Source organism: Nocardia sp. CY41 (assembly GCF_009829325.1).
Classification (GTDB): domain Bacteria; phylum Actinomycetota; class Actinomycetes; order Mycobacteriales; family Mycobacteriaceae; genus Nocardia.
This window is the reverse complement of record NZ_VUOS01000006.1, coordinates 189,717-203,030: the sequence shown is the minus strand read 5'-3', so window position 1 is coordinate 203,030 and position 13,314 is coordinate 189,717. Positions and strand designations below refer to the sequence as shown.

Below are 13,314 nucleotides of genomic sequence, written 5' to 3'. Positions count from 1 at the left end.
GGACTCCTTAGAAGACGGTCAGCGGAGGGGATTTCGGGAAGACGACCGGCAGGGATACCAAAGCGCGGTGGAACGGGCCCGGCCGCCAGCTCAATCGCTCGGCCGGCACGGCCAGGCTCATCTCGGGCAAGGCGTCGAGGATCTGATCGATGGCGTCCTGGACGACCAGATACGCGGCCGACCGGGCGGGGCAGGCGTGCGGCCCCACGCTCCACGCCAGGTGCGCCCGGCTGTCGGTGCGCTGGCCGACGCCGATCGCGGGATCGTTGTTGCAACCCGCCATACTGATCACGACCGGCTGGTGTGCGGGTAGCCACACATCATCGATGAGGATCGGCTGCTTCGGATAGCTGACGCAATAGTTGGCCATCGGCGGGTCGTTGAACAGCACCTCGTCGAGGGCGTCGCGAGTGGAAAGGCTTCCGCCGAGGAAGTCTCCCGCGAAGCGTTCGTCGGTGAGCATCAGCAGCAGGGTGTTGACGATCAGGTTCTGCATGGGTTCGATGCCCGCGCCGTAGAGCGTGACCAGCTGATGGATCATCTCGACGTCGTCCAGTCCGGCCTCGTGCCGCAACAGCCGGGAGGTGATGTCGTCGGCGGGGTCCTTGCGCTTCATTTGCACCAGTTCGTACAGCGCGTCGGTGAGCATCGCGTTGCCCTTGTCCGCGTTGACGCCTTCGAAGATGGCGGCCATACCGGTCGCCACCTGCTGGCCGATGTCCGCCGGACAACCGAGGATGGCGTTGAGCACCGCGAAACTGAGCGGAAACGCGTACTGGCTGATCACATCCGCCGCACCATCCGCGCAGAAGGCGTTGATCAGCGGTATGGCGATCTGCTCGACGGTTCCGTGCAGCGCGTGCAGATCTACCCCGCCGACGCTCGCGACATTCGCCTGCCGGTAGCGCAGATGCTCGAGACCCGAACTGCGCAGCGCGTTCGGCCGCCACTCCAGCATCGGGAGGACCGGGCACTCGCCTGGCACGTCCTTCTGCCAGGTCCGCGGATCGGCCGGGAAATGATCGGGATCGTTCAGGATGCGCAGCGCGGTGTGGTAGCCGATCACCAAGGTGGCCGGCACGCCCGGCGACAACTCGACCGGAACGAGCGACCCGTACCGGCGACGCATCTCCCGGTACGCCTTATGTGGATCTTCGGCGTATTCCTGCGAATACAACGCGTAGCGGGGGCCGCTGGTGTCGATCGGCGAGCCGTGCCGTACGGGACATCCCTTCGCGGACGTGGACGGCGGGAAGTGTGGCGTGGTCAAAGACGAAACTCCAGAGAAGCGAACAATTCGACGAACGCGATCGCCCGGGCGCGTGCGCGCCGCGACGGCGTAGGTCGACATGATGCGTGGGGATCGGTGACAGGCCGGCGCGCACCCTCATCAGCTGTGTGCACGACGACCTCTGAGCGGCAACCTCCTTCTGGATTCGGCAAACGGCGAGGTCGGTTCATCGGACAGAGCGCGGCTACGACGCCGAACTCCGCCCCGGCTGCAGCACCGGCAGGGGCGGCGATTCCGGGAAGAGGACCGGCAGGGCGGTCAGCGATCGATGGAACGGCCCCGGCCGCCAGGTCAGTTCCTCGGCGGGGACGGCCAGCCGCAGCTCGGGCAGCGCGTCGAGCAGTTGGTCGATGGCATCCTGGGCGATCAGATAGGCCACCGACCGGGCCGGACAGGTGTGCGGCCCGACACTCCACGCGAGATGCGACCGGTTGTCGGTGTACTGCCCCGTGTTGATCGCCGGGTCGTTGTTGCATCCGGCCATGCTGATGACCACCGGCTGGTGCGCCGGTAGCCAGACGCCGTCGATCAGCATCGGCTGGCGGGGGAAAGTGACACAGTAATTCGACAGCGGCGGGTCGGTGAACAGCACCTCGTCCAGCGCGTCCCTGGTCGACAGGCTGCCGCCGAGAATGCCACCGGCGAACCGCTGATCGGTGAGCATCAACCGCATGGTGTTGACGATCAGGTTCTGCTGCGGCTCGATGCCCGCGCCGTACAGCATCAGCACCTGCTGGACCATCTCCTCGTCGTCGAAATCGACGGGGTGCTGCAAGATGCGCGAGACGATGTCGTCGCCGGGCTGAGATCGCTTGAGCGCCACCAGGTCGGCCATCGCACCGGTGAACATCGCGTTGCCCTGTTCGGCGTCCACGCCTTCGAACATCGCCGCGAGCCCCATCGCCGCCCGCTGCCCGATGTCCGGCGGGCACCCGAGCATGGCGTTGATCACCGCGAACGACAGCGGAAACGCGTATTGCGCGATCAAGTCCGCCGAGCCGTCCCCGCAGAAGCCGTTGATCAGGGGAACGGCGATCTGCTCCACCGTGTTGCGCAGTGCGAACTGGTCGATCTCCTCGATGCCCGCGACCGTGGCCTGCCGGTACCTGGCGTGCTCCGGACCGGAATTGCGGATCGCGGCCGGACGCCACTCGAGCAGGGGCAGAACCGGGCAGTCACTGGGCACGGTCTGCTGCCACGTCCGTGAATCGGCCGGGAAGTGGTCGGGATCGTTCAGGATGCGCACCGCGGTGTGATAGCCGATCACGAGCGTCGCGGGCACACCGGGCGACAGTTCCACCGGGACGAGCGAACCGTACCGTCCGCGCATCTCGCGATAGGCACGATGCGGGTCCGCCGCGAAATCGTCCGAGTACAGCGCGACCCGGGGACCGTCCGCACCGACCGGTGAGCCGTGCCGGACCGGGCAGCCGCTGGAGGTGGACGAGGACGAGGACTGTGCGTGGGTCAAAACGTGACTCCAAAGTCGGAACGTTCGACGAGCAGGGTGTATACACGACAAGTCCCGGGTTCCGGGAGACGAATCGCCGTGCGAGCATAGCGAATTCGACCTTACGCCGAATTCCGCTGTGGCAGAGCATAACTCGTGCGCCACATCGACGCGATCGGGTGGGTTCGGTGCGCCCGCCCAGCGGCGGAAACACCTGTACCCGCGTATCGCGAGGGATACGCGGGATGCCAGGCCCGACCCGAGTGTGCCGAGCCCCGAAACTGGACAGGTGTGCGCGGGATATTCGTGCGGGCCGGACTACTCCGCGACCTCCAGGAAAACCGGCAGCTCGGCGTGACCGTTGGAGATGAAGCTGAGCACCGTGCCCAGCTCGGACGGGTCGGCCGCGAGGCGCATGTCCGGGAAGCGCCGGAAGATCGCCGGAAGGGCGATCTCGGCCTCCAGCCGGGCCAGCGGCGCACCCAGGCAGTGATGCGCCCCGTAACCGAAGGCCAGGTGATCCTTGACCGAACGGCGCAGGTCGAACTCGTTCGCCGTCGCGCCGTGCACCTTCGGATCGCGGTTGGCCGCCACGTAGGAGGCGAGGATCGCCTCCCCCTTGGGAATGCGGACGCCGGCGATGTCGATGTCCTCGACGGCGTAACGCAGCGGCAGGTGGGCGACCGGCGCCTCGAAGCGCAGCGACTCCTCCACCACGTCCGACCAGGGAATCCGGCCCGCCACCACGTCGGCACGCTGGTCCGCCCGGGTGAGCAGCGCGAAGATGGCCTGATCGAGCAGGTTCACCGTCGTCTCGTGTCCCGCGTTGATGACGAGCATCAGGGTGTCGACGAGTTCCTTCTCGGTCAGCTGCGAGCCGTCCTCTTCGTCCCGGCTGGCGATCAGCACACTGGTGATGTCGTCGCCCGGGGTCTCCCGCCGGTACGCCACGAGTTCGCTGATGAGCCGGTACATCTCCAGGTAGTTGGCCTGGGCTTCCTCCGGCCCGAAGGAGGTATCGAAGAATCCGTCGACACATTTCCGCACGCCGGGGCCCAAGTGTTCGGGCACGCCCATCAGTTCGGTGATGACCTGGATCGGCACCGGGTAGGCGTAGCCCTCGCGCAGGTCGACGGCCGTGCCGGGCGGGGTCGCCGCCAGCCGGTCGAGCAGGTCGGCGGTGATCGCTTCGATGCGCGGTCGAAGCGCCACCGTCCGACGGTGCGTGAAGGCGGGAGCGACCAGCTTGCGCAGCCGCCGATGCTCGGCGCCGTAGGCGGTGAACATGTTGTCGACCGCCACCCACGGGTGCAGCGGCCACTCCTGGGTGATCTCGCCGTTCATGAACGCCGCCCAGTGCTGCCTGGGATCCTTCGACACGCGCGGGTCGGCCAGAAGGCTCTTGAGCACGACGGCATCGGTGATCGACCACGCCGGCACCCCGCCGGGCAGTTCCACCAGGGCCACCGGCCCACGCTCGCGCAGCCGCGCCGCTTCGCCTTGGATATCGGAACCGGTCAGATCCAAGACTATCGGCTCTTGCGACATCGGACGCTTCTCCTTACACCATGTTCAACGGAGGGGACTTGGGGAAGACGACCGGCAAGGCCGCCAACGCCCGGTGGAATGGGCCGGGCCGCCAGACCACTTGGTCCACGGGCACGGCCAGCTGCATTTCGGGGAGAGCATCGAGAAGCTGATCGATGGCTTCCTGGACGACCACCGACGCCACCGACTTCGCGGGACAGGCGTGCGGCCCCACCGCCCACGCCAGGTGGGAACGGTTGCCGGTGCGGTCGCCGCCGCGGATCGCCGGATCGTTGTTGCAGGCGGCGAGGCTGACCAGAACCGGCTGATGCGCGGGCAGCCAGGTGTTGTCGATCAGGATGGGCTGCCGGGGGTAGGTGATGCAGAAGTTCGCCATCGGCGGGTCGTTGAACAACACCTCGTCCAGCGCGTCGCGCGTGGACATGCTGCCGCCGAGGACGTCGCCGCCGAAACGATCGTCGGTGAGCATCAGCAACAGGGTGTTGGTGATGAGGTTCTGCTGCGGCTCGATTCCGGCGCCGTAGAGGCTGATCAGGTTCGACAACATCTCCTCGTCGTTCAGATTGGACGAGTGATGGGCCAACCGGGAGGTCACGTCGTCACCCGGCTCCGCGCGGCGCTGCTGGATCAGCTCCATCAACGCCTCGGACAACATCTGCATGCCCTTGGCCGCCTCGACGGTGTCGAACAGCATCGCCATGCCCGTGGCGACCCGCTGCCCCAGTTCCGTCGAACAGCCGACGATCCGATTGAGCACTTCGAAGACGAGCGGGAACGCGTACTGCGTCACCAGATCGGCGGATCCGACCGCACAGAAGTTGTTGATCAGCGGAATGGCGATGCGCTCGACCATCGAATGCACTTCGTGCAGGTCGATGGCGTCGATGCTCGTGGTATAGGCGCCGCGGTAGCGGGCGTGCGCGGCGCCACTGTTGCGCAACGCGTTCGGATACCACTCCATCATCGGCCGGATGGGCGAGTCCTCGGGGATGTTCTTCTGCCAGATGCGGGGATCGGCGGGGAAGTGCTCGGGATCGTTGAGGATCCGGACGGCTTCCTGATAGCCGATCACCAGCGTGGCGGGCACACCGGGCGACAGTTCGATCGGGACCAGCGAACCATGGCGCCTGCGCATCTCCCGGTAGACCCCATGCGGGTCGGCCGCGAAACCCTCCGCGTAGAGCGGAATCCGGGGACCGTCGGTATCGATCGGCGATCCGTGTGCGACCGGGCAGGCGCCGCCGGCTAGGTGCGTGGGGAAGGTCGAGGACTGAGACATGGTCAAATGCGAGACTCCAAACGGTGGAACAAGAATTCGACGAGCGTGATCAGCGAACGCAGGCACGTGCCCCGATCACGCGCGTCCAGTGACGTCAGCGGCGTGCCGGGTTCCAGGTCGAGGGCATCACGCACCTCTTCCAGCGGGTAGGGCCGCGCGCCTTCGAACTGATTGACCGCCACCGAATACGGGACGCCGCGTTCCTCGAGCACCGAGAGGACCTCGTCCGACTTCTCGATGCGGCGGGTGTCGACCAGCACGAGCGCGCCGAGCGCACCGCGGGCCAGCTCCTCCCACAAGGGGACGAAACGCTGCTGGCCCGGAGTGCCGAACAGGTAGAGCGCGAGTTTCGGACTGAGCGTAATGCGGCCGAAGTCCATCGCGACCGTGGTTTGTTTTTTGCCGGGCAGCCCCGCCATGTCGTCCACACCGACGCTGGCCTCGGTGATGGTCTCCTCGGTGCGCAGCGGCTTGATCTCCGAGACGCTGCTCACGAACGTGGTCTTGCCGACACCGAAGTTGCCGGCCACCAGCAGTTTCACCGAGCGGGTCACGGTCTCCGGTACGTAGTCGACGGCGCGATCAGACGGCGAGAGCACGGAGCCCATTGAGTACCTCCTCCAGCAGAGCGATCTCCGGCAGGGACTCGGCCGGGGTGGGAGTGACCAGGTGCCCGCCGTCCATGAGATCGGACGCGACGATCTTCACGACGGACGGCGGGAGGTCGAGGTACGCCGCGATCTCGGCGATCGACAGCGCACCTCGACGGCTGCACAGGGCCATGACCCGGCGCGCGTCGGGCGACGCGCCGGGGAGTGGATCTTTGGCGGTCAGGACCAAAGTAACCAGGTCCAGCTCGCGAGTGGGACGCGTACGCCCTCCGGTGCGCACATAGGCCCGGACCAGGTCCGGGTCGCGCCGCGGCTTGCTCATGACGGCACCTCGCTCGTGCTCGGCTCCGTGATGCCCAGCGGCGCAGTACCTTTGACTCGCTCGCTGCGCTCGATCATGGCATTTCGCTGCCGTCTACGCGCCTGCGCGGCTGACTGCCGAGCTCGCGCCCGACCCGGCCGGCCAGCTCGTTCATCCGGTGGGCGACCAGGCCCACGTCGATGTCGTTGGTGGTCGCGACGCCGAGCAGCGCGCCCTCGCCCGCCGCGGTGATGAGGATCATCCCCTGGTCGTACTCGGTCATGTTCTGCCGCACGCCGTTCGCGGAGTCGCCGCAGAACTCGCCGAGCGCCTTGCCCAGCGAGCGCAGGCCCGAAGCCGCGGCGGCGAAGCGCTCCGCCTCGTCGCGGGCGATTCCCGCGGAGTGCGCGATCCGCAGGCCGTCGTCGGACAGCAACACCGCGAACCGCACACCCGTGATGTTGAGATCTTCGAGTAGCCAGCCCAGTTTGTTGCTGCTGTCGGTCACGGGTGTGGCCATCAGGATGTCATCCCTTCCGTGTCATCGGATGCGGCGGCGCGGCCGCTCTTGGAGCCGGTATGCCAAGCTGCGGCGACCTCGGGGCGTGCGAGGCCGGGTTCGGTGCGCGGCCCGACCGGGGCGAGCGCGACCGTTCGGCGTCGTCGCTTGGGTAGTCCGCCGCTGGTGATCTCGCTGACCGTCAGCGAGTGCTCGTCCTCGACGGACTGCTCGCTCGGCGCGTCCTTCGCGGGAACCGTGGCCGGTTCCGGTTTTGCCTCGGTCACGGGCGCGACCTCCTGGACGTTCTGCGGGGTGACCAGCAGCGACTCCGGGATGTAGACCATCGCGCGCATGCCGCCGTAGACGTTCGGGCCGTCGATGTAGACGGTGAACCCGTAACGGCGGGCCAGCGCGGCGATACCCGGGAAGCCGACCTTCGGCGACGGGCCGAGCTGGTGGATGTCGACGGGCCGCTCGTGCGCGAGCACCTGGCGGGCTTCCTCCATCTGCTCGGCGTTCATCCGCACGCCCGCGTCATCGATGATGACGGTGACGCCGTGATGACCCTCCTGGAAGTTGACGTCCACGTAGGAGGTCGGCGGAGAGTACCGCAACGCGTTGTCCAGCAGGGTCGCCAGCGTGTGCACGAGGGGTTCCACCGCGCGGCTGATCACGACGCGGTCGAGCTGATTGGGCCGCACTCGCAGGTATTCCCGGACACGGCCGATGGCGCCGCCGACCACGTCGGTCAACGTCTGCGCGGGCCAGCGTCGGCCGGGCAGACCACCGCAGACGATCACGTAGGACTGCGCCTGACGGATCATCTGCTGCACGGTGTGGTCGATCCGGGTGAGGGTCTCGTACACCGCGTCGTCGCGATGCTCACGCAGCGCGGCGCTCACCACCTGGCTGACGTCCGCGCCGAGGCTGACCACCGAGGTGCCGAACGAGCGGACCGCGGCACTGGTCGCCTGCCGCGACGCGGCGGCGACCTCGGTGCGCGCGGTCTCCTCGGCGGCCTTGATCGCCTGCTGCGCTTCGTTGTTGGTCAGGTCCCTGGTCTCCGAGCGCATCAGGCTCAGATCGTCGGCGTACCGCTCGGAGATCCACCGCAGGATCTGCGCGAGCCGCGAATTCTCCATGCCTGCCTGGACTTCGACCGGGGGCACCTGGGACTCGAACCGCCGGATCGACTCGGCCACCGCGGGTAGCGTGGTGGCGGCGAACCGCTCGAGCGTGTCTTCTGTCGCACGCTGTTCTCTGATCAGCGTCTCGACCTTTGCCCGCTGAGCCCTGGCATACTGCACTGCATACAACGCCCCCGCTACGGCGATCACCACAGCGGCGGCGAGGATCCATGAAAGCACCACGGCGATATCTTGATTCATCAGTTCTTTCGTCGTTGACTGGTCTCGAGGAATCGGCCCACTGCCATCCTGCTTCGCTCGCCTTCCCTCGCCTGCCGACCATGAACGGACCGGTCGGTGGGGTCCGCGTCGGAGTACCGGAACCCCGCGACGACACCGGCACTCACGAGAGCGCCTACCGCATAGTGCCCGCAGGACAGACGATTACATGTCAATCGCCGACCGCCCGGATCGTGTCCGAACGGTAACCAGAACCCGACCATTCGCACATTAGCAGCATTCCAACGAAGTCTCTGCCGATCCCATCGACACTTTCCGGATTCCCGGAGCTGGGACGATACGTGCCGCAGATCGCGACATAGTTGGGCAATAATGTTGGGCTGCCGTGCAACCCGTAGGCCATTCGCCCTGCGTACGGGACCGCGCGCCGGACGAGCACCGGAGACGGCCGTGTCGGCGCTGCGGTCGGTGCGCCCGTGGCGACGGGGGCCGAGCAGGCAGAACAGACATTCACTGACGCGTCAACAAATGTATCGGCGGGTGTCTCGATTCGTTTTCGCAAAGACGCGATCGCCTGGAACCGGAAGTCCACCCGACCGGCCGCCCTCCCGGCCGGGCCACCGGCGCCGGATACCATGCGCCCATGGCAAAGCTGAAGGTCTCGGTCGACGTTCCGATTTCGCCCGAGGAGGCCTGGACGCACACCTCCGACCTCGCCGAACTCGACAAATGGCTGACCATGCACGAAGCGTGGCGCGGTGCGGTTCCGGCCGAGCTGACCGTCGGCACTCAGCTGGTCGGCATCGCCTCGGTGAAGGGCCTGCGCAACCGGGTCACCTGGACGGTGCGGGCCGCCGAGCCGCCGCGTCGCCTGCAACTGACCGGCGCGGGCAAAGGCGGCACGAAACTGGGACTGCAATTGCTCGTCGCGCCGAAGGGCTCCGGATCGGAGGTCACCGTCGACATCGAACTCGGCGGCCCGCCGCTGTTCGGGCCGATCGGCTCCGGAGTGGCCCGCGCGGTCAAGGGCGATATCGAGCGTTCGCTGGACCGCTTCATCGCCCTCTACGGCTGAACTCGACCGTCACCCGCCGAGGGCGTCGAAGATCTCTTCGGCGCGGTCGCGGGTGCGGTACATGTCCCACGCGGTGTCGGCCAGGTCATCCGGATCGAGCGTGTGGCCTTCGGGGCTGCCGAAGCGCGCCGGATCGGCGGTGACCATGGCGTGGATGTCGCCGCGTTCGACGAGGCCGCCGATGGTGAGCGTGCCCGCGTAGAGGTTGCGCCCGGCCAGCGCGGCGTTGAGGGTGAGCGCGTAGTTGCGCAGCGCGGCGGCCGCGAGAGCGAGGTGGCCGAGCATGGGCATGGGGCGGACGCTGGAGAGGCCCCCGGCGAAAAACAGTGCCCCGTCGCCGTGTTCGAGCATGCCGGGCAGCACGTCGCTCACCACGTCGATCGCGGGCCACACCCACTCGAACGCCGATCGCGCCGTGGCCGCGTCGACGTCGGTGATCGGCACCGGATGTTGCGTCGGCCCCGGCCCGTAGTAGACCATGCCGATCGGGCCTTCCTCGCGGATGTCACCGAGTACCGCGCCGAGCCGCGAGCGATCGGTGACGTCCGCGACGTGGGCGGTGGCGTCGATGCCGCGACTTGCCAGGTCCGCCAGATACGCGCCATGCCGCGCGTCGCTTCGTGAGATCAGCGCGACCCGGAATCCTTCCCGGCCGAAGCGCCGCGCCATCGACATGCCGAGACCGGGGCCGACGCCGACGATCACCGCTGTTCCCTGCTGTGCCATGCCTTCTCCTAAAATTTGAGGCCCCCCTCGAATTCGTACCGTAGCACGAAATCGAGGGATGCCTCAGATTTTGTAGAATGACCTGGTGACCAAACCGCTGCGCCGCGACGCCGCCCGCAATCGCGAGAAATTGCTCGCAGCAGCGGCCGATGTATTCACCGAGCAGGGCCTGGAAGGCTCTCTGGAGGAAATCGCGCGGCGCGCGGGCGTCAGCATCGGGACGCTTTACAACCATTTCCCGACCCGCGACGCGCTCATCGACGCACTCCTACCGCCCCGACTGGCGGCGGTGGACGAGATCGCCGCCCGGGCGGCGGCCGAGCCGGACGCGTGGACGGCGTTCACCGGATTCGTGGTCGACCTACTCGGGAGACTCACCGCCGATCGCGGACTGCTCGAGGCGTTCACCGGCGATCATCCGGCGGCGGCGCAGCTGGCGGAGGCCTGCCGACGCGGGATGTCGCACCTGTCCGAGGTTCTGGCGCGCGTTCGCGACGCCGGTGCGCTGCGCGCCGACGCGACCGACGAGGACGTCGTCAACTTGGTATGGGCGCTGTCGCTGCTCGGGGAGACCACCGGCTCGCCGTCGTGGCGGCGCGGACTGGAGATCGTCTTCGACGGCCTTCGAAACCGTCCGTGACGAATGCCCCGGGAGGGCCTGATCGACAGGCGGTCCCGGGACAGGTACCGCTATGCGTGGATCACGGTCGCCGCGTCGGCTGCCTGCGGGTCCTTCGGCTTCGTGCGCGGCAGGAAGGACGCCGGGATCAAGGTGAGCACGATCAGCACCAGCGCCACCACGTAGGTGTGGCTGAACGCTTCGGCGGCCTGCTGCAGACCGGTCTCGACCGCCCCGGGCGGAAGCTGCTCCGCCAGGCCGGGATCGAAGTTCGCCGCGATCGCCGGACGTGCGAGCGGCTGGTTGTTCAGCAGGTTGGTCAGCACCACCGACATGGTCGCCGTGCCGATGGAACCCGCGGTCTGGTTGACGATGTTCATCAGCGTCGATCCGCGCGCCACCTGCTGGTGGGTCAGGGTCTGGATCGCCGCGGTCATGATCGGCATCATGGTGCAGCCCATGCCGAGGCCCATCACGACCAGCGCGCCGATCATCGGCAGATACGAGCTGTCCGCGTCGAGTTGGACGAAGTAGGCGGTGCCGATCGAGATCAGCGTGATGCCGATGAGCACGATCTTGCCGGGGCCGATCTTGTCCACGAAACGGCCCGCGATCGGCATGCTGAGCATCGCGCCGATGCCCTGCGGCGCGATCAGCAGACCGGCTTGCAGCGCCGACTCACCGCGCACCTGCTGCAGATACGTCGGCAGGAGCAGACCCGCCCCGAAGAACGCGACGGCGAACAACACCATCGTGAGCACCGCGAAGGTGAGCGCGCGATTGCGGAACAGGTGCAGATCGATCAGCGGATGTTCGGTGCGCAGCGCGTGGAACACGAACGCGACCATCAGCAGCGCGCCGATGGCGGCCGGGATCAGCACCCGCGCCGCGAGCACCGTCCCCTGCTCCGGGATCGAGGAGACGCCGAACAGGAACAGGGCCAAGCCGGGCGAGGCCAGCAGCATGCCGACGAAGTCGAACGACTCCGACGGCTCCGGCTTGTCGCTGGGCAGCACGATGAACGCGAGCGCGAGGGCGACCACGCCGATCGGCAGATTGATCAGGAAGATCCAGTGCCAGCTGAAGTTCTCGATCAGCCAGCCGCCCAGAATGGGGCCGCCGATCGGGCCGAGCAGCATCGGCACGCCCAGCACCGCCATCACCCGGCCGACCCGCTGCGGACCGGCGGCATGGGTCATGATCGTCATGCCCAGCGGCATCAGCATGCCGCCGCCGAGACCCTGGATCACGCGGAAGGCGATCAGCGACTCGATGTTCCATGCCGTGCTGCACAGCAGGGAGCCGAGCACGAAGAAGGTGAGCGCCATGATGTACAGCCGCTTGGTGCCGAAGCGGTCGGCCGCCCAACCGGTCAGCGGGATGACGGTGGCCAGCGCGAGCGTGTAGCCGGTCATCGTCCACGCCGCGATGGCGTAGCTCGTGTCGAATTCGCGCTGGAAGGTCGGGATGGCGACGCTGACGACGGTGATGTCGAGAATCGACATGATCGCGCCCAGCACGACCACGCCGGCGACCTTGAAGACGGCCGCGTCCAGCTTGTCGGTCGTCGGGTCGGGCCCAGCCGCCTGGGTATCCGGAGGTTGTGTCACCGCTTAAGCGTGGCACCTTCGGGGCCGCAATACCAGTCATTACCGGTTCCTGTCGCCGGGAATTCCGCGAGCACCGACAACGCGGCCCGGGTCGCGGCGTCGCTCGCGGGTAGCAGCGGCAGCCGGACCATCGGACTCGGGATGCGACCCTGCGCCGCGAGCACCGCTTTGATCACCGTGGGATTGGGTTCGGCGAACAGCGCGGCCGACAATGCCGCCAGCCGGTGACCGAGCGACCGCGCCGCGCCGACCGGACCGGTGCGCCACGCGGCCACCAGGGCTGCGAAAGCCGCGGTGTGCACGGCGGCGGAGGCCGTGATCGCGCCGGATGCGCCGAGGGCCAGCAGCGCCGGAGCGAACACGTCGTCGCCGGCCAGCACGGCGAAATCCGCTGGCAGCGCGCTCATCAGCGCGACGGTCGCTTCGTCGACGGCGCCGACGGCATGCTTGAGACCGATGACGTTGGGCAGGTCGGCGAGGGCGAGCAAGGTGCCGGTGCTCAGGGACAGCCCCGTCCGGTAGGGGATGTGGTAGACGACCAGCGGCACCGGCGTCGCCGCGGCGAGCTCACGGAAGTGCGCGAGCACGCCCGCTTCGGAGGGCCGCGTGTAGTACGGGACCACGGTGAGGGCCGCGGCGCTCCGCGCGTCCAGACCTTCGAGGGCTTCGACGGAAGCGGCAGTCGAGTTCGATCCCACGCCGACGATCAACGGCGCGTCGCGTGCCCGGCAGACGCGCGCGCAGACGGTGACCACCTCCGCCCGCTCCGCGGCCGTCAAGGTCGCGGGTTCCCCGGTGGTGCCGAGTGCGACGAGGCCGGTGGCACCGTCGTCCAGTACCTCGTGGGCGAGCCGCTCCAGCGCGTCGGCGGCGAGTGCGCCGTCGGCGGTGAACGGCGTGATCAGGGGGACGAAAAGACCTGCGAGCGTCATGAC

Annotated in this window: 13 protein-coding genes; 2 read left to right on the top strand and 11 right to left on the bottom strand. The window is 67.7% G+C overall.

Translation table 11 applies throughout. From position 1 onward, the window contains the following. Positions 1–7: 7 nt before the first annotated feature. The 8 genes from GVY64_RS07665 to GVY64_RS07630 all read right to left on the bottom strand — a co-directional run bounded on the left by GVY64_RS07665 (position 8) and on the right by GVY64_RS07630 (position 8,370). Positions 8–1,270 carry a cytochrome P450 gene (locus GVY64_RS07665; protein ID WP_159839882.1) on the bottom strand — a complete coding sequence of 421 codons (1,263 nt, stop codon included), beginning with the start codon at positions 1,268–1,270 and terminating at the stop codon, positions 8–10. A gap of 205 nt (positions 1,271–1,475) precedes the next feature. Beyond that, positions 1,476–2,762, bottom strand: coding sequence for a cytochrome P450 (locus tag GVY64_RS07660; RefSeq protein WP_159839881.1), 1,287 nt, complete (start codon positions 2,760–2,762; stop codon positions 1,476–1,478). 297 nt (positions 2,763–3,059) lie between these two features. Then, on the bottom strand, positions 3,060–4,289 hold the full coding sequence (locus GVY64_RS07655) for a cytochrome P450 family protein (protein WP_159839880.1): 1,230 nt from the start codon (positions 4,287–4,289) through the stop codon (positions 3,060–3,062). A gap of 13 nt (positions 4,290–4,302) precedes the next feature. After that, positions 4,303–5,568: a cytochrome P450 gene (locus tag GVY64_RS07650; RefSeq protein WP_159839879.1), complete on the bottom strand. Its 1,266-nt coding sequence runs from the start codon at positions 5,566–5,568 to the stop codon at positions 4,303–4,305. Between the two features lie 2 nt (positions 5,569–5,570). Beyond that, the gene (locus tag GVY64_RS07645) at positions 5,571–6,176 is read right to left on the bottom strand and encodes a GTP-binding protein (RefSeq protein WP_159839878.1); all 606 of its coding nucleotides are present in this window, start codon (positions 6,174–6,176) and stop codon (positions 5,571–5,573) included. Beyond that, positions 6,151–6,501, bottom strand: a complete 351-nt coding sequence (locus GVY64_RS07640; RefSeq protein WP_039805398.1) for a DUF742 domain-containing protein — start codon at positions 6,499–6,501, stop codon at positions 6,151–6,153. The genes GVY64_RS07645 and GVY64_RS07640 overlap by 26 nt, the downstream gene beginning before the upstream one ends. Before the next feature lie 73 nt (positions 6,502–6,574). Further along, positions 6,575–7,000, bottom strand: a complete 426-nt coding sequence (locus GVY64_RS07635) for a roadblock/LC7 domain-containing protein (RefSeq protein WP_159839877.1) — start codon at positions 6,998–7,000, stop codon at positions 6,575–6,577. Next, positions 7,000–8,370, bottom strand: coding sequence for an ATP-binding protein (locus GVY64_RS07630; protein WP_159839876.1), 1,371 nt, complete (start codon positions 8,368–8,370; stop codon positions 7,000–7,002). Before GVY64_RS07630 ends, GVY64_RS07635 begins: the two co-directional genes overlap by 1 nt. Before the next feature lie 622 nt (positions 8,371–8,992). On the opposite strand from GVY64_RS07630, the gene GVY64_RS07625 reads away from it, so the two are divergent. Further along, positions 8,993–9,424, top strand: coding sequence for a type II toxin-antitoxin system Rv0910 family toxin (locus GVY64_RS07625; RefSeq protein WP_159839875.1), 432 nt, complete (start codon positions 8,993–8,995; stop codon positions 9,422–9,424). A 9-nt stretch (positions 9,425–9,433) separates the two neighbouring features. Here the strand turns inward: GVY64_RS07625 and GVY64_RS07620 are convergent, their stop codons facing one another. After that, positions 9,434–10,150: an SDR family NAD(P)-dependent oxidoreductase gene (locus GVY64_RS07620; protein ID WP_159839874.1), complete on the bottom strand. Its 717-nt coding sequence runs from the start codon at positions 10,148–10,150 to the stop codon at positions 9,434–9,436. 85 nt (positions 10,151–10,235) lie between these two features. Between GVY64_RS07620 and GVY64_RS07615 the strand changes: the two genes are divergently transcribed. Next, positions 10,236–10,790, top strand: coding sequence for a TetR/AcrR family transcriptional regulator (locus GVY64_RS07615; protein ID WP_159839873.1), 555 nt, complete (start codon positions 10,236–10,238; stop codon positions 10,788–10,790). Positions 10,791–10,840: 50 nt separating this feature from the next. On the opposite strand, the gene GVY64_RS07610 is transcribed toward GVY64_RS07615, so the two are convergent. Both GVY64_RS07610 and dapA read right to left on the bottom strand, forming a co-directional pair. After that, positions 10,841–12,379, bottom strand: a complete 1,539-nt coding sequence (locus GVY64_RS07610) for a DHA2 family efflux MFS transporter permease subunit (protein WP_159839872.1) — start codon at positions 12,377–12,379, stop codon at positions 10,841–10,843. Next, positions 12,376–13,311, bottom strand: coding sequence for a 4-hydroxy-tetrahydrodipicolinate synthase (gene dapA, locus GVY64_RS07605; RefSeq protein WP_159839871.1), 936 nt, complete (start codon positions 13,309–13,311; stop codon positions 12,376–12,378). The genes GVY64_RS07610 and dapA overlap by 4 nt, the downstream gene beginning before the upstream one ends. Positions 13,312–13,314: the final 3 nt, after the last annotated feature.

Bases quoted from the DNA above. Each gene is read 5' to 3' on its own strand.
- GVY64_RS07655 (WP_159839880.1), bottom strand. From the start codon at position 4,289: ATGTCGCAAGAGCCGATAGTCTTGGATCTGACCGGTTCCGATATCCAA.
- GVY64_RS07650 (WP_159839879.1), bottom strand. From the start codon at position 5,568: ATGTCTCAGTCCTCGACCTTCCCCACGCACCTAGCCGGCGGCGCCTGC.
- GVY64_RS07645 (WP_159839878.1), bottom strand. From the start codon at position 6,176: ATGGGCTCCGTGCTCTCGCCGTCTGATCGCGCCGTCGACTACGTACCG.
- GVY64_RS07640 (WP_039805398.1), bottom strand. From the start codon at position 6,501: ATGAGCAAGCCGCGGCGCGACCCGGACCTGGTCCGGGCCTATGTGCGC.
- GVY64_RS07635 (WP_159839877.1), bottom strand. From the start codon at position 7,000: ATGGCCACACCCGTGACCGACAGCAGCAACAAACTGGGCTGGCTACTC.
- GVY64_RS07630 (WP_159839876.1), bottom strand. From the start codon at position 8,370: ATGAATCAAGATATCGCCGTGGTGCTTTCATGGATCCTCGCCGCCGCT.
- GVY64_RS07625 (WP_159839875.1), top strand. From the start codon at position 8,993: ATGGCAAAGCTGAAGGTCTCGGTCGACGTTCCGATTTCGCCCGAGGAG.
- GVY64_RS07620 (WP_159839874.1), bottom strand. From the start codon at position 10,150: ATGGCACAGCAGGGAACAGCGGTGATCGTCGGCGTCGGCCCCGGTCTC.
- dapA (WP_159839871.1), bottom strand. From the start codon at position 13,311: ATGACGCTCGCAGGTCTTTTCGTCCCCCTGATCACGCCGTTCACCGCC.